The sequence below is a fragment of the Shinella lacus genome (assembly GCF_010994755.1).
Taxonomy (GTDB): Bacteria; Pseudomonadota; Alphaproteobacteria; order Rhizobiales; family Rhizobiaceae; genus Shinella; species Shinella lacus.
Genome location: NZ_WHSB02000014.1, coordinates 80,737 through 101,133 on the forward strand (window position 1 = coordinate 80,737; position 20,397 = coordinate 101,133).

Below are 20,397 nucleotides of genomic sequence, written 5' to 3' on the forward strand. Positions count from 1 at the left end.
CCGAAACCATGCTGGACAGAACCGCAAATCCCCTTCGCGAACGCCTCCTCGAATCCGAACGGCTGATGGAGGAAACCGGCTGCTACGACGGCATCACCGAACTGACGCTGCGCCGGCAGGATCCGCTGAAATTCGAGACGCTGCACACCAAGCTTCGTGCCTATTGCGTCTCGGCGCGGGAAATGGCCCGGCGCATCTCGGCTTCCCCCGGTGTGCGCGAAGTGGGCGAGATGGTCGTCGCGATCTACACGCCGGAGGGCGACGCGATCGCGCTCTCCAACGGCATCATGGTGCATGTGCACACGATGAGCCGTTTCATCAAATGGATGATCAAGAACGGCTACGAGGAAAACCCCTGCATCCGCGACGGCGATATCTTCGCCAACAACGATGCCTTCATCGGCACCGTGCAGGTGCCGGACGTGATGGACGTCGTGCCGATCTTCTACGAGGGCACGCTGGTCGGCTGGGCGGGCGCGGTCTGCCACGAGCTGGAGGCGGGCGGCATCACGCCCGGCGGCGACGTGTGCCTGGCGCAGGAGCGCTTCACCGAGGGCCTGTTCGTCTGCGCGGAAAAGGTCGGCGAGAACGACGAGATCCGCCGCGACTACGTCATCCGCTGCGAGCGAAACCTGCGCATGCCGATCTACTGGGTGCTGGACGAAAAGGCCAAGGTCGCCGCCTGCATCGACATGCGCGAGAGCGTCAAGCAGCTCATCTCCGAGGTCGGGCTGGAATACTGGCAGCGGCTCGCCAAGGAGTTCATCGAGGAGGGCAGGCGCGCCCAGCTCGCCCGCACCCGCCAGCTCACCGTGCCCGGCATCTACCGCGGCCACACCTTCTACGGCCACGTCACGGAGGGCAAGCCGGGCTTCCAGCCGCTCGGGCCGCCGAACTGGCTCTACAACATCCCGATCGAGATGGAGATCAAGTCCGACGGCAAGATCCGCATGGATTTCGACGGCACCCAGCCCTGGGGCTACCACTCGATGAACTGCACGCCGGCCGGCATGGATGGCGGCATGTTCGTGACGCTGACCCAGCACATGAACTTCGAGGGCCTGGTCAATGACGGCGCCTGGATGGCGACCGAGATCAACATTCCGCACGGCACCTGGACCAACCCGGACAACGAGATGGCCGCCACCGCCACCTCCTGGGCGCTGCTCTTGCCCGCCTACGGCGTCTTCCAGCGGCTCTTGTCGCGCGGCTTCATCGCCCGCGGCTTCGTCGAGGAGGCCTTCGTCGGGCAGGTCAACTCGCCGATGATCGAGATGGGCGGCACCAGCCAGTACGGCACGCAATTCGGCATGGCGCATTTCGAATGCGCGGCCGCCGGCTCCGGGGCGCTCGCCATCAAGGACGGGCTGGACACGGCCTATGTCGGCTGGAACCCGGAATCCGACATGGGCAATATCGAGATCTGGGAACAGAACATGCCGATGGTCTATATCGGCCGCTCGATCGTGCCCAATTCCGGGGGTGCCGGCAAATATCGCGGCGGCTGCGCCTTCGCCTCCACCTGGCTGATCAACAAGACGGAGCACCTGCGCCTCGTCACCTCGGAACATTCCTCCCGCGTCTTCGACAATGGGGGCCTCTGCGGCGGCTACCCGGCGCCCACCTGCGAAAAACACCATGCCGTGCGCGGCTCCGACATCTTCGAGAAGGCCGCAAAGGGCGAGGCGCTGGCGCACACGCCGGGAACCGATCCGCTCGTCTCGGATTTCGAACGCCGCTACAAGGGCGAGCAGGTGTTCGAGGAGGGGCCTTACATCACCAAGCCGCACAAGTCCGGCGACATCTTCAGCCATGCCTATAATGGCGGCGGCGGCTTCGGCGACGTGCTGGAGCGTGATCCGGTGAAGACGGCCTGGGATGTGGAAAACGGCTTCCTCACCCGCGAGGCGGCCGAGCAGGTCTTCGGCATCATCCTCAAGGACGACGCGGAGGGCTATCCGCTGGCCGATATCGACGCCACCGTGGCGCGGCGCGCCGAGATGCGCAAGGCGCGCCTCGCCAGGGCCATTCCGGTCTCCGAATGGATCGCCAGGGAGGCGACGCGCGTGAAGAAACAGGACTTTGCGCTGGAAGTGACACGGATGTATCGCAGCGCGATGCAGCTTTCGCCGAGATTCACCCGGGAATTCAAGGACTTCTGGGGTCTCGACGCCGATTATGCCTTTGCCGGGGAGAAGTAAGCCATGAGTGCCTATTCCAAGGAAACCATCCGCGAACTGGTCGACGGCACGCTGCCCTGGCCGCAGACCCGCCGCATCATGAGCGCCTACAAGGATGACGACCGTTTCGCAAAATATATCAGCGTGTTGCAGGATCGCGTGGCCTGGGAAGACCCGATCCTGCTGCCCGTCGGCGACCGGCTTTTCATCTGCGACAGCGCCGAGGGGCGGGTGACGCGCTGCGAATGCGGCCATTCCTTCGGCGATTACCGCAAGAACTGGAAGCTCAACGCCGTGATCAGCGTGCGCAACACGCAAGAGAGCCTGCGCGAGATCTACCCCAATTCCGACCTGCCGGACCCGGAATGGATGGAGATCCGCGAATTCTTCTGCCCGCAATGCGCCCACCTGCACGAGGTGGAGGCGGCAGCGCCCGGCTATCCCATCGTGCATGATTTCCAGCCGGACCTCGAAGGGTTCTACAGGGATTGGCTGGGCACACCCTTGAAGGAGACGGCATGACGGAAAACCTGAAGGGCCGCAGCGCGGTCATCACCGGCGGGTTGACGGGGCAGGGGCTGGCGATCGCCGAGGCCCTTGCCGGGGCCGGCGCCCATGTCGCCGTCGGCTCCTTCGTGCGCGAAGCGGCGGGGCGGCAGGGCGACGCCGCCGCCTATCCGGACCCCGAAGAGATCGTCAGCGTGCGGGAACGACTGGCCCGGCATGGCACCAAGGTGCATGCCGGGCATCTCGACGTGCGCGACAGCGCGGCCATCGCCGATTTCGCCGCCGCCGCGGAGGCCGCCTGCGGGCCGGCCGATATCCTCGTCAATGCGGCGGGCACCACGGCCGAACAGCCGGTCAGCGGCCATTCGGACGAGCTGTGGCTGAAGATCATCGACACAAACCTCAACGGCGCCTTCCGCATGATCCGGACCTACCTGCCGGGCATGATGACCCGCAAATGGGGGCGGGTGATCAATATCGGCTCGACGGCGGCGACCGTCGGCTGGAAGGACAACCCCGCCTATTGCGCCTCGAAATCCGGCCTGCTCGGGCTCACCCGCTGCGTGGCGCTGGAGGGGGCGCCGCATGGCGTGACGGCGGTGATGATCAGCCCCACCTGGGTGGAGACGGAACTGATGCGCCGCAATGTCCAGCAGGTTCTCGACCGGGAGGGCGGGGGCCGCACGCTGGAGGACGCCATGGCCGATATCGCCCGGCAGAACCCGCAGAACCGCATCATCCAGCCGAGCGAAATAGCCGCCCTTGCCGTCTTCCTCTCGGGGGAGGGGGCCAGGGGCATCACCATGGAGAACATACAGATCTCGGGCGGCGCACTCTGGTGAGCCGCCCGGTTCGCATGAAGCCAACAACAAAGAAAGGGAACAGCAAATGCCAAGATATGTAATCGCAACGCTTGCCATGACTGCCGGACTGCTTTCGACCTTCGCCACCGCGCATGCGGCCGATCCGGAAAGCTGCAAGGCCGTGCGCTTCTCCGATGTCGGCTGGACCGACATCACCTCCACCACCGCCGTCGCCTCGGCGATCCTCCAGGCGCTGGGCTACGCGCCGGAGAGCAAGCTGCTCTCCATCCCCGTCACCTATACCAGCATGAAGAACAAGGACATCGACGTCTATCTCGGCGACTGGCAGCCCAGCATGGAGGCCGACCGCAAGCCCTTCCTCGAAGACAAGTCGATCGAGGTCTTCGGCCCGAACCTGACGGGCGCCAAATACACCTTCGCCGTGCCGAAATATGTCTCCGATGCCGGCGTCAAGGATTTCGCCGACCTGCAGAAATTCGCCGACAAATTCGGCAACAAGATCTACGGCATCGAGCCCGGCAACAACGGCAACCGCATGATCACCGAGATGATCGACAAGAAGGCCTTCGGCCTCGCCGACTGGGAGCTCATCGAAAGCTCGGAGCAGGGCATGCTGGCGGAAGTCGGCCGGGCGATCGGCGAAAAGCAGTGGATCGTCTTCCTCGGCTGGGCGCCGCACCCGATGAACTCGGTCTACCAGATCGACTATCTCTCCGGCGGCGACGACTATTTCGGCCCCAACTACGGCGGCGCCGACATCTACACCAACATCCGCGCCGGCTACGCGGCCGAATGCCCGAACGTCGCAAAATTCGTCACCAACCTGCGCTTCACGCTGCCCATGGAAAACGAAATCATGGGCGCCATCCTGAACGACGGCAAGGACGCCGAGGCGGCGGCAACCGAATGGCTGAAGGCGCATCCCGACGCGGTGACGCCGTGGCTGGAGGGCGTGACCACCATTGACGGCAAGCCAGCGGCGGAAGCGGTGGGCGGGTTGCTCAACGGGTGATGTTTTTGGCGGGGGCTGGGTGAGAGGATATCTTGAATCCAGCCTCTTCGGTGAAGTCGCTGGCTTTTCAAGGTGCGGGTTGTTGAATCCGCGCGTGCCAGCAACACCCCCCTCTGCCCTGCCGGGCATCTCCCCCTCAAGGGGGGAGATTGGATGGAGCACCGTTTTGCCCTCTACAGAGGGTGCAGTTTAAGTAGGGTTTTTGCCCCTTGCCGATATCTCCCCCCTTGAGGGGGAGATGTCCGGCGGGACAGAGGGGGGTGTCATGCCACTTCCTTGTCTTTCGGTCTCGGGCGCGCTATATGACTACTATAGTCATATGAGGCAAAGCCATGCGGGAAATCCAGTTGAAGGACGCCAAGGCGACGTTGTCGGCGGTCGTTGATCAGGCGGTGCGCGGCAACCCTGCCGTCATCACCCGGCATGGGCGGCGGCAGGCGGTGGTTTTGTCCTATGAGGAATATGAGAAGCTGTCGCATGTGCCGAGTTTCGGGCAGTTGCTGGCCGCCTTTCCCGGCGAGGAGGGCGATATTCCTGCTCGGGCCGGCAAGCCGCCGCGCGCCGTCGATCTCTGATGTATCTCGTCGATACCAATGTCATCTCGGCGCTGGCACCATCGAAGCGGGGAGGGGAGGGGGCGCTGGTCGACTGGCTGGACAGGGCGAGCCCTCTGCTCTTCCTCTCCGTCGTCACCGCCGCGGAGGTCGCCTCCGGCATCACCAAGGCCGAGCGGGAGGGCGCGACGAGCAAGGCGCGGGCGCTCAGGGACTGGTGGCAGGCGATCGAATATCTCTATGCGGACAAGCTGCTGGCCTTCGACCTCGCCTGCGCGCGCGCTGCAGGGCGTATGCTCGACCAGGCCCGCGCCCATGATCCGGGTTTCGAGGACATCGCCATCGCCGCCACTGCGGAGGTGCACGGCCTGACCGTGTTGACGCGCAATATCCGCCATTTCGAGCCGCTCGGCGTGCCGGTGCTCGATCCCTTCAAGGCACTGCCGCCGCTGCCGTGAGCAGGGTCCGCTTATGGGGCAGTTCTCCCTTCTCCCCGCGGGGAGAAGGGAAGTGTGGCGATACCTGCAGTCCGTAGGCGGAGTCCTGCCCTGAAGATCAGAGCCCCGCGGCCTTGGTGAGGTTGATGCGAAAGCGGTCGCGGCGGCGTTGGTAGCGGCGGGTCATTTCGGCGGTGGTGTGGCCGAGCTGTTTCTGGACGTGGCGCTCGTCGACTTCCGCCGAGGAGGCGAGGCCGGCGCGCAGCGAATGGCCGGCGAATTTTCGGGCGCGCTCGGCCTCGGAGAGATCGCCGCCGACGCCGGCGGCGACGGCGGTCTTCTTGACGAGGCGGGCGATCTCCTGATCGTTCAGCCGGTCCGGGCCGACCTCCTTGCCCTGGCCGGTCACCCGGCGGAAGAGGGGACCTTTGGCGATGCGGGCGAAGCGGATCCAGGTTTCGAGGGCCGCGATCGGGCAGGTGGCGTCCGACGAGCCGCGGCCGATCTCCACCTCGCGCCAGCCGGTCTTGCCGCGCAGGCACACCAGCAGGCCCTTGTCGAAAAACTCGATCCAGCCGCGGCCGTCCTCCGTCTGGTCGCGGGCAAGGTCGAGCCCGGTGATCTCGGAGCGGCGCAGGCCGCCGGCAAAGCCGACCAGCAGCATGGCCCGGTCGCGCATGCCGCGCAGCGTGCCGCGCTCCAGCGTCTCCAGCATGGCGATCAGGTCTTCCGGCAGGATCGCCTCCTTCTGGCGGGGCGGTGCCGCATGTTTGTTGCGGATGCCGGCGAGCACGGTGGCGATGGCGCGGTCCTTGCGGTCGAGCCTTTCGCCGCCGCGCTGGGCATAGTTCCAGGAGAGCGAGGAGAGGCGGCGTTCGATGGTCGAGACCGTGTTGGCCTTCATGCCACGCTCCGCCGTGCCGGAGGCGCAGGCGGTGATGTAGAGGCCGACGATGTGCGGATCCGGCGGCAGCACCGACAGGTTCTGGCGCCGGCACCAGGCGGAAAAATGCTTCCAGTCCGAGGCATAGGCCTTGCGCGTGTTGGCGGAGCTCGCCGCCTCGACATAGGAGCGGGCGCGATCGGTGAGATCCTGCAGATGGCCGGGCAGGGCAGGGGGCTCCGCCACCACAGGCGCCTGCGGCGAAACATCCTCGGGGACATCAGCTTCGGCAGCGAGATTTTCGGTGTTTTGCGCGATGATTCGGGGCATTCTTTCTATAAAGCCCATGGCGAGCGATAAATCAACGTTATCCGTCATTATGCCCCTGTGCCCTAGCGTGCGGTTTTGCCGGAAAAGAGTGGCGCGCCTCGCACGGCGCCTGTAACATCGCCCGCATGGATTCGCCCGCTGCCAAACCCGCTCCGGCCCTGCCGCCGCTCGCCCCCCTGCCCGCCTGGGCTCTGCCGCGCGGGCGCGAGCCGGGCGAGATCGACGCGGCCTTCTCGGCCGGCATCGCCCTGAAAGCGCTGGACGACCTCGTGCGGGCGGAGCCGGTCTGGCTCGGCTGCTGGCGTTCGCGCCAAGCGCTGGCCTGCGCGGCGGCGGCGGTGCGGCTGATGGGCCGCAACGAGGAAGAGGCGGCGTTGCGCGACGCGGTGTTGCTGACCGCGGCGGGGGACGATGCGGGGCCGGCCGGCAAAGTGCTGCTCGCCTTCAAAAGGATTTCGTCGCGCAAGGCGGCCTTTTCGTCGAAGGCGATCGCCGAACTGGCCGACCTTCTCGGCCTTGCCTGGGACGAGCAGCTTGCCGCGGCCGTCGACCATGTGGATACGGCGCTCCAGTCCGCCCGCCCGGCGCCCTTCGCGGCGGCGGACCTCGTCTCGGCCATCCATGCCGGGCGTCCGGATGCCGAGCCGCTCGCCTGGATGCTGGCCGATGCCGTCATCGCCGAAACGCTGAAATGGCCGCGCGCCCTGCCGCTGCTGATGGCGGAGCGCTACGGGCCGGCCTTCAAGACGCTCGGGGGCAGGGGGCGCGTGCGGCCGGGCGAGCCCGCCTTCCCGCGCGCCGTCTGCCTGGCGCTGGTGGAGGGGGCCGGCGGGGCATTGCGCGCGGCAAACGACATTGCGCGCCGCGCCGACCGGCTGGTCGAAGTCGCCCCGAAGGTGCGCACCAAGGGCGGCGGGGCGGTGATCCGCAAGCTTTTGGAGGAGGATGCCGTGGCGGCCTCGGCGCCGGGCATGAACCTGTCGCGCTGGGCGAGCACCCGGCTGTTCGAACGGCTGGAGAGCTTTGGCGCGGTGCGTGAATTGTCGGGACGGTCGTCGTTCCGCATTTTCGGGTTGTGACGATGGCCGGACGACTGAAAGCGAGTGCGGCGAGCGAACGGCTGTTTGACCGGGAGCTGGAGGATCTGCCGGCGCCGATGCGCTGGCGGGAATGGATGCTGCGCATCGAGGCGGTGATCTTCGCCTCGGAAGAGCCCGTCGGCCGCGAGACGCTGGCCCGCGTGGTGGGCAAGGATTGCAGCATCGACCTGCTGATCGACGACCTCAAGGAAGACCTCGGCGACCGGCCCTACGAGATCGTCGCGGTCGCGGGCGGCTGGCAGCATCGAACGCGCACGCGCTACGCGGGAACCATCCGGGCCTCTGCCGCAACCACCCGCTCGATGATGCCGAGCCTGTCGCAATTCGAGGCAATGGTGCTGATGGCGGTCGGCTATTACCAGCCCATCACCCGCAGCGAACTGTCGAAGATATTCGGCAAGGACGTGTCGCGCGATACGATCGCGTCGCTGCGGGGGGCGGGCTTCATCGCCTCCGGGCCGCGCAGCCCCTCGCCGGGCGCGCCCTATACCTATGTGACGACGCGGCAGTTCCTCGCCGCCTTCGGCCTCAAGACGCTGCGCGACCTTCCGGACATCGAGGCGCTGGAGGATGCCGGGCTGCTCAGCCGGCAGGAAATGGCGGCGGACGTGCCGCTCGGGACCACCGACGACAATCCCGACGACGAATAGGACAATCCCTCAGTTACCTATTTGCCGGTCATCTCGACGAGCTGGATCAGATTGCCGCAGGTGTCGTCGAAGATCGCCATCAGCACCGGGCCGGCATCCATCGGCTCCTGGGTGAAGCGCACGCCGCGCTCGCGCAGCTTTTCATATTCGGCATGCAGATCGTCGACCTGGAAGGAGACGGCGGGGATGCCGTCCTCGACGAGCGCGGTCTTGAAGGGTCTTGCGGCGGGGTGCTCGCTCGGCTCCAGCAGCAGCTCGGTGCCGGCGGGGTCTTCCGGCGAGACGACGGTGAGCCAGCGGTATTCGCCGACGGGCACGTCGTTCTTGATCTGGAAGCCGAGCTTGTTTGTGTAGAAATCGAGCGCCTTCGCCTGGTCGTCGACCAGCACGCTCATGACGTAGATCCGCATGGTTCATTCCTCCTGAAGGTGTTGTTGCAGCCAGTCCTGCGTCGCCGCGCGCAGGGGGGCGAGGTCGAGCGCGTGGATTTTCGTTCGGCCCGACCAGGAGACGCGGATGAGCCCGGCCGCCTCCAGCATGTCGAGATGCTGGCTCGTCGCCTGGCGCGACAGCGTCTTGCCGTCGCTCGCAAAGGCGCCGGCGCAGATCTGGAACAGCGACTGGTCCGGCCGGGCGCGCAACTGGTCGATGATCCGCCGGCGGGTCGGGTCGGCGAGCGCCTTGAAGATCCGGTCAATCTGCTCGGGTTCCATGCGGATTAATATGCAATGATTTTATTGCATGTCAACCGGCGCGTTGTTCTGACTGTTCGGTCAATCTTCTGGCCGGATTTTTTCCGTTTCGCATGGCGTTTTGCCCGGATCTTCGGCCGCGGAAGTCCGGCTTTCCGGGCAATTTTCCATCCTGACGCTCCGGAGGGGCTTGTGGTAAAATGAGCTGCGGTCACGGTTTTTACCCTGTCGATCACTGTGGAAGCAGAAACTTTATGACCGAACAGTCATTTTCTGTTGACCGATCGCGCATCTCGTGTTTATTTATGCATACGAATGCAAAACGAGGGAAGATGATGAACGAGCAGTCGGGAAAGGTCGTCGGCAAGCAGGCCCTGACCAACGAGGAGGCGCCTGCCGCCAAGGGGCGCACGGAGGCCAAGCAGGGCCGGTCGCGGTTCCGGCCGCTGTCGCCCGAGCACATGCCGCGCGATTATGCGATCTCGCTCGACGCCTACCGGCGCGGCGGCACGGATGCCTTCATCGGGCGTTCGCCGGACCATCTGGTCAAGCAGCGGCTGACCGGCTTCGAGCCGCAATATGCCAATATCATCGACTACATCATCCGCATCACGCACCAGATCTGGGAAGAAAAGGACATCGGCTATATCTACGATACCTATAGCCATGACTGTCTGGTGTGGGACGATCTCGCCCTTCAGGTGGGCCGCGACAAGATCGTCGCAGACACGACTTCGCTGAACAATGCCTTTCCCGATATCCGCATCGTTGCGGAAGACGTGGTCTGGGCCGGCGACGACGCGATCGGTTTTCACACCTCGCACCGCTCGCAGATCATCGGCACCAATACCGGCTTCAGCCGCTACGGCGCGCCGACCGGGCGCCGCGTGCAGTTCCTCTGCATGGCGAACTGTGTCGCCCGCGACAACGAGATCTTCTACGAGCACGTCGTCTATGACACGGCGGAGGTGGTCAAGCAGCTCGGCTTCGACGTGGTCGAGACGGCCAAGCGCGCGGCCTCTTCCGGCGTGACGGCCGGCCTGCCGCGCGACTTCCTCGGCGGCGAGCCGAAGCGCACGGTGGGGCAGGGCAAGCCGGAAAAGGTGACGGTGCCAACGGAGATCCGCGACAATCCGGAAGAGTTCGTGCGCGCCGCGCTGCACACGATGTGGAACCGGCGCAATCTCGGCGCGCTCGACCAGGTCTATCATCCCGGCATCGTCTCGCAGCAGACCGGCAGCCGCATCTTCCGCGGGACGGGGCAGCTTCGCTCGTTCATGCTGTCGCAGCTCGCCATGTTCCCGGACGTGCTCTATTCGGTGGACGACCTCTACTGGATGGGCAATGCGCAGGAAGGTTTCGTCGTCGCCACCCGCTGGTCGATGACCGGCACCCATCGCGGGCTTGGCCGCTACGGCGAGCCGACGGGCCGCGAGGTCAATATCTGGGGCATCACGCACTGGCTGATCGAGGGCAACCGCGTCACCAAGGAGTGGACGACCTTCAACGAATTCGGCGTGCTCATCCAAGTCCTGCGCTAGTCGCAGGGCCTCGCAGGGCCTCGGCCAAGAATTTTGCATACGCTTGCGAAATTACTTGCATACGTATGCAAATTGCCTATCATGACGACATGAAGCGCCGGAAAAAGGCGCGGGAGCAATGCGGCGTCCGCCTCCAGGCGAGGCGCGCCGCCAACAAAGAAAGTGGGAACATGAGAAAATCGACACTCTTCGCATCGACCGCTGCCCTCCTCGTCGCAGGCCTGGTGGCGGCTCAGCCCGCCAGGGCCGACTGTGGCATCGAGAAGGGCTCCGTGCGCATCCTTTCCAACGATTTCGAGGCGCTGCGCCTCGTCGGCGCGGAAGCGGAAAAATGCGCTTCCGCGACGGTCAAGGTCAGCATGAACCAGACGACCGAGCACAAGAACCTCCAGGTGCCGGCGCTGAAGATCAACCCGGCCGAATATACCGTCGCCGTCATCGCCAACAATTCGATCGTGCCGCTCCTCAACGAAGGGCTCTTGCGGCCGCTCGACGATCTCGTCGCGAAGTATGGCCAGGATCTCCAGCCGACGCAGCTCATCAAGCTCGACGGCAAGGTGATGGCGATCGCCTTCATGGGCAATTCGCAACACCTGTTCTTCCGCAAGGACATTCTGGAAAAGGCCGGACTCCAACCGCCTAAATCCTATGAGGACGTGCTGGCGGCCGCCAAGGTCATCAAGGAAAAGGGCCTGATGGAGTATCCGCTCGCCGCCTCCGACAAGGCCGGCTGGGACCTCGCGGCGGAATTCGTCAACATGTATCTGGGTTACGGCGGCGAGCTTTTCGCGCCGGGTTCGGCGGCTGCCGCCATCAACAACGAGAAGGGCCTCGCCACGCTCGCCACCATGAAGGCGATGACCGAATATATGAACCCCGACTACATGACCTACAATGCCGACGAGATCATCAAGGTCTATGTCGCCGGCAAGGCGGCGATCGTCAACGGCTGGGGGTCGCTGGCCAGCGGCGTGATCGACCCGGCCAAGACGCCGGCCGAGATCGCCAACAACACGGTGCTGGCGGCGGCCCCCACGGTCGGCGGCGGCTCGACGCCGGCGGGCGCGCTCTGGTGGGACGGCTTCTCGATTGCCAGGAACATTTCCGACGAGGACGCGGAAGCCTCCTTCCGCGCCATGGTCTATGCCATCCGGCCGGAGGTCGGGCAGCAGAACCCGAACCTCGCGACGTGGCTCACCAAGGACTACAAGCCCGGCCCCGTCGCGGTCGGCGTGCTGGAAACCGCCACCGGCGGTGCGAAGCCCTATCCGATGATGCCCTATATGGGCCTCCTGCATTCCGCGCTCGGCTCGGAACTGGCGGAGTTCATGCAGGGGCGCGAAAGTGCCGAAGAGGCGCTGAAGGATGTCGAGGCATCCTATAGTGCGGCCGCCCGCGAGGGTGGCTTCCTGAAGTGAGGCCCGGCGGGAGCGCTGGCCCCTCCGGCGCTCCCGCAGGTCTTGCCGCCGATACGTCCCGCGCCCCACGGGATCCATGCAACACGGAACTTTGAGCAAGGAGAAGGCGCATGCCGCACAGGGCTTTTTTTGCCTTCATCATGCCGTCGCTCGTGGCGATGCTGCTCTTCATCGCCTTGCCGATCATCTCGGTCGCGGTGCAGTCGTTTTATGTCCAGCACGAGCGGGTCGTGACCGAGGTCGAGACCTGCACGCCCTTTGCCGGCTGCACCAAGGAGACGCGCGTCGACGCGGAGGCAACCGAGAAGCTGCGCAACGAGGAGCCCCTCGGCCGCTTCAACGGCTTCGGCACCTATCTCGACCGCAACCACCTGGCCGTCAGCGAGATCGGCGCGATCCTGTCCGACAATGCCGGCTTCAAGGATGCCGCCGCGCGCATCTACAACCTGCCCTTCTACCGCGCACTCGCCTTCACGCTCACCTACACGTTCGTGGTGACGCCGTTCGCCATGCTGCTCGGCTTCTGCATTGCGCTCGGCGTCGACGCCATTCCGCCCTTCTACAAGGGGCCGGTGATCTTCTTCTCGCTTTTGCCGATGATCGTCACGCCGCTGGTGGGCGCGCTCATCGTCTACTGGATGGCCTCCTCGCAGGGCATTCTCGGCGCCACGCTGCAAACGCTGCTGAACGATCCGACGCTGTCGCTGAAGTCGTCGGCGGCGATGACCTGGATCACGCTGCTCGTCTACGGCATCTGGCACAATGCGCCCTTCTCCTTCGTCGTCTTCTATGCCGGCCTGCAGACGGTGCCGCACGACACGCTGGAATCCGCGATGATCGACGGGGCCAACCGCTGGGAGCGCATCCGCTTCGTGGTGATCCCGCATCTCATGCCGCTCGCCACCTTCGTCGGGCTGGTGCAGCTCATGGACAATTTCCGCGTCTTCGAACCGATCGTCGGCTTCAGCGCGGAGGCCAATGCCACCTCGCTCTCCTGGTCGATCTTCAACGACCTGCGCGGCCAGGTCGACCAGCTCTTCGGCTCGGCGGCGGCCACTTCGATGCTGACCATCGTCGGCGTGATCATTCTTCTTTCGCCGGTGCTGGTGCGCACCTGGCGAGACTTCAACCGTCGATGAGGGCGCCGCGATGATTGCGACAAAACGCAGACTGCCCCTGCCACTGGCAGCGCTTTCCACGGGCTTCGTGCTCCTCTGGGTGTTCGTGGCGGCCTTCCCCTTCATCTGGACGGTCTGGGGATCGTTCAAGGTCGAGCAGGACTTTTTCTCGCGCGACAGCTGGTGGTTCGCCATCGAAGGTACGCGCACGATCGCCCAGACCGGCTCCGCCTTCACCGGCGACGGCTATTACGGCGCCTGGGTGCTGCGCGACTTCTTCTCCTCGGTGGTCAACACGGTGATCGTCACCGTCTCGGTGGTGGTCGTGTCGCTGACCTTCGGCACGCTCGGCGGTTATGCGCTGGCGCGCTCCGGCTACCGCTATACGTTCTGGCTGCTGATGCTGGCGCTGGTGTTTCGCGCCATGCCGCATATCACCCTGGTCTCGGGCTACCTGCTGCCGTTCTTCGAGATGAACATCTGGGGCTACATGCCGACCGCCATCATCGTGCTGGTCGCCATCAACCAGCCGTTCACGCTGTGGATGCTGCACTCATTCTTCCTGTCGATCCCGAAAGACCTCGACGAGAGCGCGATGGTCGACGGCTGCTCGCGCTTCCAGGCCTTCCGCCTGGTGGTCATCCCGGTCATGTGGCCGGGCGTCATCACCACCGGCCTGTTTTCGTTCCTGCTCGCCTATAACGACTTCGCCGTGACCGCGATGCTGCTCTCCCAGCCCAACCAGACCATGGTGCCGAAGATCGCGAGCTTCCTCGGCACGATCCAGCAGGAGGGCAACGTCATGTTCGCCGTCGCCGCCGTGGTCTCCGCGACCGCGCCGCTCTTCGTGCTGGTCCTGTTCTTCCAACGTCAGATCGTCAGCGGCCTCACCGCCGGCGCCGTGAAGGGATAATCGCAAATGGCCGAAATCCGCCTCAAGAACGTATCGAAGCGTTGGCACAATTTCGTGGGCGTCGACAATTTCAACCTCGATATCGGCGACCAGGAATTCCTGGTCCTGCTCGGCCCCTCCGGCTGCGGCAAGACGACGACCATGCGCATGATCGCCGGGCTGGAAGACATCAGCGAGGGCGAGATCTGGCTCGGCGACCGCATGGTCAACAAGCTGGAGCCGAAGGACCGCGACATCTCCATGGTGTTCCAGAGCTACGGCCTCTATCCCAACATGACCGTCTACGAAAACATCCGCTTTCCGCTGCGCGTGCGAAAAGTGCCGAAGGAGCTGCATCACGAGAAGGTCATGCAGGCCGCGCGCATGGTGGAGCTCGTCGACTTCCTGGAACGCCGGCCGGCGGCCCTGTCGGGGGGCCAGCGCCAGCGCGTGGCGCTCGGCCGCGCCATCGTGCGCCAGCCGGCGGCCTTCCTGATGGACGAGCCGCTGTCCAACCTCGATGCGAAGCTGCGCGTCTCCACCCGCGCCCAGATCAAGAACCTCCAGCACACGCTGAAGGTCACGACCATCTACGTCACCCATGACCAGATCGAGGCGATGACGCTCGCCGACCGGGTGGTGGTGATGAACAAGGGCCTCGTCCAGCAGGTCGGCACGCCGACGGAAATCTACGACAACCCCGCCAACACCTTCGTCGCCTCCTTCATCGGTTCGCCGGCCATGAACCTCGTGTCCGGCGATATCGAGAACGGCACGTTTCGTGGCCCCGGCATCACCATCGGCGGCCTCCAGGCCAATGTGAAGGGTCCGGTGACGCTCGGCTTTCGCGCCGAGGATGCGACGCTCGTCTCCGAAGGCGGCGAGCTTGGCGCGGACGTCTATTCGATGGAGCTGCTCGGCGAGGCCACCATGGCGAGCTTCCGCATCGGCGACCAGCTCGTCTCCATCAAGTCCGGCAAGGAATACCGCGCCGCCATCGGCGATCTCCTGCATGCCGCCATCCCGGCCGCGATCTGTCACCTGTTCGACAGCAAGACCGGTGTGCGGATCGCGCGGCCCCAGAGCAACTAAGGGAAGACTTTCATGACCGTTACCTATCTCAAACGCGGCAAGCCCGAGGCGCAGCGCTCCGAGGACGACACCAAGGTCCGCGCCGTGGTCGAGGCGACGCTGAAGGATATCGAGACGCGGGGCGATGCGGCCGTGCGCGATCTTTCGGAGAAGTTCGACAAGTTCTCGCCGCCGTCCTTCCGGCTGAGCGCCTCCGAGATCGAGGCCGCCATCTCCAAGGTCTCGGCGCGCGACATGGCCGATATCGATTTCGCCCAGACGCAGATCCGCCGCTTCGCAGAAGCGCAGCGCGCCTCGATGATCGACATCGAGGTGGAGACCATGCCCGGCGTGATCCTTGGCCACCGCAACATTCCGGTGCAGTCGGTCGGCTGCTATGTGCCGGGCGGCAAGTTCCCGATGGTGGCGTCGGCCCATATGTCGGTGCTGACGGCGTCCGTTGCTGGCGTGCCGCGCATCGTGGCCTCCGCCCCACCGCAGAAGGGCGAGCCCCATCCGGCGATCGTCGCCGCCATGCACAAGGCGGGCGCGCATGAGATCTACGTGCTCGGCGGCATGCAGGCCGTCGGCGCCATGGCGCTCGGCACCGAGACGATCAAGCCGGTCGACATGCTGGTCGGCCCCGGCAATGCCTTCGTCGCCGAGGCCAAGCGCCAGCTCTACGGCCGCGTCGGCATCGACCTCTTCGCCGGCCCGACCGAGACCATGGTGATCGCCGACGAGACGGTGGACGCGGAAATGTGCGCCACGGACCTCATCGGCCAGGCCGAACACGGCTACAATTCGCCCTCCGTCCTGCTGACCAATTCGGACAAGCTGGCGCGGCAGACGCTGGAGGAGATCGACCGCATCCTTTCGATCATTCCGACCACGGAAACCGCCACCGCCTCCTGGCGCGACTATGGCGAGGTCATCGTCTGCGACACCTATGAGGAGATGCTGGAGGTCGCCAACGACATCGCCTCCGAGCACGTTCAGGTGATGACCGACCGCGACGACTGGTTCCTGGAGAACATGCATTCCTACGGCGCGCTGTTCCTCGGCCCGCGCACCAATGTCGCCAATGGCGACAAGGTGATCGGCACCAACCACACGCTGCCGACCAAGAAGGCCGGGCGCTATACCGGCGGTCTCTGGGTCGGCAAATTCCTGAAAACCCATTCCTACCAGCGTGTGACGACCGACGCGGCGGCGGCCGAAGTCGGCGCCTATTGCTCGCGGCTGTGCCTGCTCGAAGGTTTCGTCGGCCATGCCGAACAGGCGAATGTGCGCGTGCGCCGCTATGGCGGGCGCAACATTCCTTATGGGGAGGCTGCCGCCTGATGGAGATTCCCCGCACGCCCTCCTTCCGCCTCGACGGCAAACGCGCGCTGGTGGCCGGTGCTTCCTCCGGCATCGGCTTCGGCTGCGCGGTGGCCCTGGCGGAGGCGGGCGCGCATGTGGTGCTGTCGGCGCGCTCGGCGGAAAAGCTCGGCGAGGCGGTGGAGGCGATCCGCGCGGAAGGCTTTTCGGCCGAATCGCTGGTGCTGGATGTCGCCGATGTCGAGGCCACCGAGGCGGCAATTGCCGCGCACGGGCCGTTCCATGTGCTGGTCAACAGCGCCGGCATCGCCCGTCATGGCCCGGCGGTGGCGACGAGCCCGGCGGATTTCGACGCCGTCTTCGATCTCAACGGGCGCGGCGCCTATTTCCTCACCCGCGCGGTGGCGAAGGGGCTGATTGAAGCCGGCCAGCCCGGCTCGCTGATCAACGTCTCCTCGCAGATGGCCCATGTCGGCGGCATCGACCGGGCGGTCTACGCCGCCACCAAACATGCCGTCGAGGGCTTCACCAAGTCCATGGCGATCGAATGGGGGCCGCACGGCATCCGGGTAAACACGATCTGCCCGACCTTCATCCGCACCCCGCTCACCGAGCAGACCTTCGCCAATCCCGAGCGGGTGCAGTGGATAACGCAGAAAATCAAGCTCGGGCGCATCGGTCGCGTGGAAGACATTATGGCCGCCGTCACCTATCTTGCCGGCGATGCCGCGGCGATGGTGACGGGGACGGCGCTGATGGTTGATGGGGGTTGGACAGCGGACTGATGGCAAACGACAAGGTCACGTCGAACGATGTTGCGCGGCTTGCGGGTGTGAGCCAGTCGGCGGTCTCGCGGTATTTCACGCCGGGGACCTCGGTGTCGAAGAAGACGGCGGAGAAGATCCGGGCGGCGGCGGAAGAACTCGGCTACCGGCCGAACGTGCTCGCCCGCTCGCTGATCACCGGCCGCAGCCGCATCATCGGCCTCGTCGTCGCCTACCTTGAGAACTACTTCTACCCGGAGGTGGTGGAGCGCCTGTCGAAGGCGCTTCAGGACCAGGGCTACCATGTGCTGGTCTTCATCTCCTCGATCGCGTCGGAAAATGTCGACCAGATCACCCAGGAGATCCTCGATTACCAGGTGGACGGCATCGTGCTCGCTTCCGCCAACATGTCCTCCGAGCTTGCGGCGCGCTGCCACGCGTCGGGCGTGCCGATCGTGCTGTTCAACCGCCTGCAGGACGATGTGCGGCTTTCCGCCGTCACCTCCGACAACCGCGCCGGCGGCCGGGCGCTGGCCGACCTGCTCGTCTCGCTCGGCCACACCCGCTGCGGCTACATCGCCGGCTTCGAGGGCGCCTCGACGCAGCGCGACCGCGAGCAGGGTTTTTGCGAGGGGCTGGAGGCGGCGGGGCTGACGCTCTTTGCCCGCGGGGTCGGCAATTTCCGCTATGACGAGGCGCAGGCGGCCGCACGGCGCATGTTCGCCGGACCGGACCGGCCGGACGCCGTCTTCGTCTGCAACGACCACATGGCCTTCGCCGTGATGGATGTGCTGCGCTTCGAGCTCGGGCTCGCCATTCCCGGCGACGTCTCGGTCGTCGGCTTCGACGACGTGCCGCCGGCGCGCTGGCCGGCCTATAACCTCACGACCATCCGCCAGAATGTCGACGACATGGTCGCCGAGACGGTGGCGACGCTGATGCAGAGCATCAAGGAAGGCGAGGGCGCCGCGCGCCGCGTCATCCTCGACGGCACCCTCGTGCAACGCGGCTCGACCGCCCAGAAGACTCCGACAGACGAGACACGCTAGCCAGCCGCCCCCCGACAGGGGGACGGGCAAACCTTGTCCGCAACCCATTTTGCATACGTATGAAAGGCTGAAACATGCAGATCTCCCAGACGGAAATGGAAAAACGCATCGTCCGCTACGGCGAATTGAAGCCCTGCCGCACCGCCTTCATCGACGCCCACACGCCGGGCTCGAACAGCAAGGAAAATTTTACGATCATCGGCGGCGGCGTCTCGGAAAGCCCGGACCAGCATGTCCACATCAAGGACACGCCCGGCTTCAACATCGGCGCCGCCGGCCAGCCGCCGAAATGCCGCAACTCGCTGCATTCGCACCGCACGGCCGAAGTGTTCTTCGTGCTGAAGGGCCGGTGGCGCTTCTTCTGGGGCCGCTACGGCACGGCCGGCGAAGTGGTGCTGGAAGAGGGCGACATCTTCAACATCCCGACCGGCATCTTCCGCGGCTTCGAGAATATCGGCACGGATTACGGGATGATCATGGCGATCCTCGGCGGCGACGATGCCGGCGGCGGCGTCATCTGGGCGCCGCAGGTCATCGAGGACGCGAAGGCGCACGGCCTGGTGCTCGGCGAGAACGGCAAGCTCTATGACAGCAAGAAGGGCCAGGCGCTGCCCGACGGCATCAAGCCCATGCCGCTCCTCACCGACGAAGAGCTGAAGGCCTTCCCGGAAACGCCGGTGACGGACGTGGTGCGCGACTATGTCGCCCGCTACTGGGACCTGATGGCGCTGGCGCAGAAGGCACCGGCCCGGGTGATCGGCGAAAATGCCCTGCTGCGCGACAAGCCCGGCTTCGACGTAGAACTGCTCACCCGCGGCTCCATTCCGGAAGACGCCTATACCAACGAGCGCCACGAGGTGCTGATGGTGATGCGCGGCCATTGGAAACTCGGCTGGGAGGGCGGCGAAGCGGTGCTGGCACCGGGCGATACCTGCGCGGTCCCCCCCGGCCTGAAGCACAGCCTGGTGCCGTCGATGACCGGCGAAGCCAGCCTCTACCGCGTCGTCTCGACGGGGGACAAGGCCGGGCTCACCTGGCGCGGGTGATATAGAGCAATTCCGGTGAACTCCGGCTCACCGGAATTGCTTTCGTTTCTTGGTTTTGCCGCCGACGCCGAAGCGATGCCCCTTCGGTGGAAACGGTCTGGAAAAGGGCGGGGCGAGCGCATCGCCCATCCCCCTCATCCGACCCTTCAGGCCACCTTCTCCCCGTGGGGAGAAGGGAAACGAAGCGCCGACGATCCTCCCCTTCTCCCCCACGGGGAGAAGGTGCCGGCAGGCGGACGAGGGGGCTTTCTCAACGGGGCGGCAAACGTGCCGCCTCTTCCCCGCAACACGTTTTGGAGGACATCCCTTGGACGACGCACTTCTCGCCCTGCTGCGCACGGTCGACACGCCCACCGTCTGCAACGCGATCGAGGTGGCGCAGGGCAAGCGCGGCTTCGATGCCTTCACCCGCGGCACGCTGATCAGCTCGGCGCCATCGGCCCCGGCGATCGTCGGCTACGCCCGCACGGCAAAGATCGCCGCCGCCTCCCCCTCGACGGAGGACCCCGCCACCATCCGCACACGGCGCATGGATTATTACCGCCACATGGCGAGCGGCCCGGCACCCTCGCTCGTCGTCATCGAGGACACGGATTTCCCCGATTGCGTCGGCGCCTTCTGGGGCGAGATCAACGCCACGGTGCATCGCGGGCTCGGCCTTTACGGCGTGCTGACCAATGGCGTCATGCGCGACCTCGGCGACGTGCCGGACGACTTTCCCATGCTCGCCGGCTCGCTCGGCCCGAGCCACGCCTTCGTGCATGTCGAGGCGATCGGCGTGCCCGTCACCGTCTTCGGCCTCACCGTCCATCCCGGCGACCTCGTGCATGCCGACCGCCACGGCGCCGTCGTTGTGCCGCCGGAGATCATCCCGGTGCTTGCCGCCTCGATCGAGAAATTGCAGGCCACCGAAAAGCTGATCCTCGAACCCGCTCGACAGCCCGGCTTCGATCTCGCAAAGTTCGAAGCCGCATGGGCCACATTCGAGGCCGCCAGGACCTGACGG

Annotated in this window: 21 protein-coding genes; 18 read left to right on the top strand and 3 right to left on the bottom strand. The window is 65.4% G+C overall.

The features are described 5' to 3' along the window. The first annotated feature begins 8 nt into the window (after nucleotides 1–8). The 6 genes from GB927_RS27025 to GB927_RS27050 all read left to right on the top strand — a co-directional run bounded on the left by GB927_RS27025 (nucleotide 9) and on the right by GB927_RS27050 (nucleotide 5,535). Nucleotides 9–2,201 carry a hydantoinase B/oxoprolinase family protein gene (locus tag GB927_RS27025; RefSeq protein WP_256120331.1) on the top strand — a complete coding sequence of 731 codons (2,193 nt, stop codon included), beginning with the start codon at nucleotides 9–11 and terminating at the stop codon, nucleotides 2,199–2,201. Nucleotides 2,202–2,204: 3 nt separating this feature from the next. Next, nucleotides 2,205–2,702, top strand: a complete 498-nt coding sequence (locus tag GB927_RS27030; protein ID WP_256120332.1) for an acetone carboxylase subunit gamma — start codon at nucleotides 2,205–2,207, stop codon at nucleotides 2,700–2,702. Beyond that, nucleotides 2,699–3,529, top strand: a complete 831-nt coding sequence (locus GB927_RS27035; protein WP_256120333.1) for an SDR family NAD(P)-dependent oxidoreductase — start codon at nucleotides 2,699–2,701, stop codon at nucleotides 3,527–3,529. The genes GB927_RS27030 and GB927_RS27035 overlap by 4 nt, the downstream gene beginning before the upstream one ends. Before the next feature lie 46 nt (nucleotides 3,530–3,575). Further along, a complete protein-coding gene (locus GB927_RS27040; protein ID WP_256120334.1) occupies nucleotides 3,576–4,523 on the top strand; it encodes a choline ABC transporter substrate-binding protein in 948 nt (315 codons plus the stop codon). A gap of 332 nt (nucleotides 4,524–4,855) precedes the next feature. Then, nucleotides 4,856–5,098 (top strand): type II toxin-antitoxin system Phd/YefM family antitoxin, encoded by a 243-nt coding sequence (locus GB927_RS27045; RefSeq protein WP_256120335.1) that lies wholly within the window; start codon nucleotides 4,856–4,858, stop codon nucleotides 5,096–5,098. Next, nucleotides 5,098–5,535 carry a type II toxin-antitoxin system VapC family toxin gene (locus GB927_RS27050; RefSeq protein ID WP_256120336.1) on the top strand — a complete coding sequence of 146 codons (438 nt, stop codon included), beginning with the start codon at nucleotides 5,098–5,100 and terminating at the stop codon, nucleotides 5,533–5,535. Before GB927_RS27045 ends, GB927_RS27050 begins: the two co-directional genes overlap by 1 nt. Before the next feature lie 97 nt (nucleotides 5,536–5,632). Here the strand turns inward: GB927_RS27050 and GB927_RS27055 are convergent, their stop codons facing one another. After that, the gene (locus GB927_RS27055) at nucleotides 5,633–6,727 is read right to left on the bottom strand and encodes a tyrosine-type recombinase/integrase (RefSeq protein WP_256120337.1); all 1,095 of its coding nucleotides are present in this window, start codon (nucleotides 6,725–6,727) and stop codon (nucleotides 5,633–5,635) included. Nucleotides 6,728–6,852: 125 nt separating this feature from the next. On the opposite strand from GB927_RS27055, the gene GB927_RS27060 reads away from it, so the two are divergent. Both GB927_RS27060 and scpB read left to right on the top strand, forming a co-directional pair. Continuing rightward, nucleotides 6,853–7,806 (top strand): DUF1403 family protein, encoded by a 954-nt coding sequence (locus GB927_RS27060; protein WP_256120338.1) that lies wholly within the window; start codon nucleotides 6,853–6,855, stop codon nucleotides 7,804–7,806. 2 nt (nucleotides 7,807–7,808) lie between these two features. Next, nucleotides 7,809–8,477, top strand: a complete 669-nt coding sequence (gene scpB / locus GB927_RS27065) for an SMC-Scp complex subunit ScpB (RefSeq protein WP_256120339.1) — start codon at nucleotides 7,809–7,811, stop codon at nucleotides 8,475–8,477. 17 nt (nucleotides 8,478–8,494) lie between these two features. Here the strand turns inward: scpB and GB927_RS27070 are convergent, their stop codons facing one another. After that, on the bottom strand, nucleotides 8,495–8,887 hold the full coding sequence (locus GB927_RS27070) for a VOC family protein (protein ID WP_256120340.1): 393 nt from the start codon (nucleotides 8,885–8,887) through the stop codon (nucleotides 8,495–8,497). Between the two features lie 3 nt (nucleotides 8,888–8,890). After that, on the bottom strand, nucleotides 8,891–9,190 hold the full coding sequence (locus GB927_RS27075) for an ArsR/SmtB family transcription factor (RefSeq protein WP_256120341.1): 300 nt from the start codon (nucleotides 9,188–9,190) through the stop codon (nucleotides 8,891–8,893). Nucleotides 9,191–9,501: 311 nt separating this feature from the next. Between GB927_RS27075 and GB927_RS27080 the strand changes: the two genes are divergently transcribed. From GB927_RS27080 to GB927_RS27125, 10 genes are all read left to right on the top strand, one after another. Next, nucleotides 9,502–10,710, top strand: coding sequence for an ester cyclase (locus tag GB927_RS27080; RefSeq protein ID WP_256120342.1), 1,209 nt, complete (start codon nucleotides 9,502–9,504; stop codon nucleotides 10,708–10,710). A 170-nt stretch (nucleotides 10,711–10,880) separates the two neighbouring features. Beyond that, nucleotides 10,881–12,128, top strand: a complete 1,248-nt coding sequence (locus tag GB927_RS27085) for an ABC transporter substrate-binding protein (protein WP_256120343.1) — start codon at nucleotides 10,881–10,883, stop codon at nucleotides 12,126–12,128. A gap of 110 nt (nucleotides 12,129–12,238) precedes the next feature. Next, entirely contained in the window at nucleotides 12,239–13,267 is a 1,029-nt protein-coding gene (locus GB927_RS27090) for a carbohydrate ABC transporter permease (protein WP_256120344.1), read from the top strand. A 10-nt stretch (nucleotides 13,268–13,277) separates the two neighbouring features. Next, complete coding sequence (locus GB927_RS27095; protein WP_256120345.1) at nucleotides 13,278–14,159, top strand: carbohydrate ABC transporter permease; 882 nt, start codon at nucleotides 13,278–13,280, stop codon at nucleotides 14,157–14,159. Nucleotides 14,160–14,165: 6 nt separating this feature from the next. Beyond that, nucleotides 14,166–15,230 carry an ABC transporter ATP-binding protein gene (locus tag GB927_RS27100; RefSeq protein ID WP_256120346.1) on the top strand — a complete coding sequence of 355 codons (1,065 nt, stop codon included), beginning with the start codon at nucleotides 14,166–14,168 and terminating at the stop codon, nucleotides 15,228–15,230. Nucleotides 15,231–15,242: 12 nt separating this feature from the next. Continuing rightward, on the top strand, nucleotides 15,243–16,553 hold the full coding sequence (gene hisD / locus GB927_RS27105) for a histidinol dehydrogenase (RefSeq protein ID WP_256120347.1): 1,311 nt from the start codon (nucleotides 15,243–15,245) through the stop codon (nucleotides 16,551–16,553). After that, nucleotides 16,553–17,317, top strand: coding sequence for an SDR family NAD(P)-dependent oxidoreductase (locus tag GB927_RS27110; protein WP_256120348.1), 765 nt, complete (start codon nucleotides 16,553–16,555; stop codon nucleotides 17,315–17,317). Before hisD ends, GB927_RS27110 begins: the two co-directional genes overlap by 1 nt. Further along, complete coding sequence (locus GB927_RS27115) at nucleotides 17,317–18,345, top strand: LacI family DNA-binding transcriptional regulator (RefSeq protein ID WP_256120349.1); 1,029 nt, start codon at nucleotides 17,317–17,319, stop codon at nucleotides 18,343–18,345. The genes GB927_RS27110 and GB927_RS27115 overlap by 1 nt, the downstream gene beginning before the upstream one ends. A 74-nt stretch (nucleotides 18,346–18,419) precedes the next feature. Continuing rightward, a complete protein-coding gene (locus GB927_RS27120) occupies nucleotides 18,420–19,391 on the top strand; it encodes a cupin domain-containing protein (RefSeq protein ID WP_256120350.1) in 972 nt (323 codons plus the stop codon). A 307-nt stretch (nucleotides 19,392–19,698) separates the two neighbouring features. Next, nucleotides 19,699–20,394 carry an RraA family protein gene (locus GB927_RS27125; protein ID WP_256120351.1) on the top strand — a complete coding sequence of 232 codons (696 nt, stop codon included), beginning with the start codon at nucleotides 19,699–19,701 and terminating at the stop codon, nucleotides 20,392–20,394. Nucleotides 20,395–20,397 lie beyond the last annotated feature (3 nt).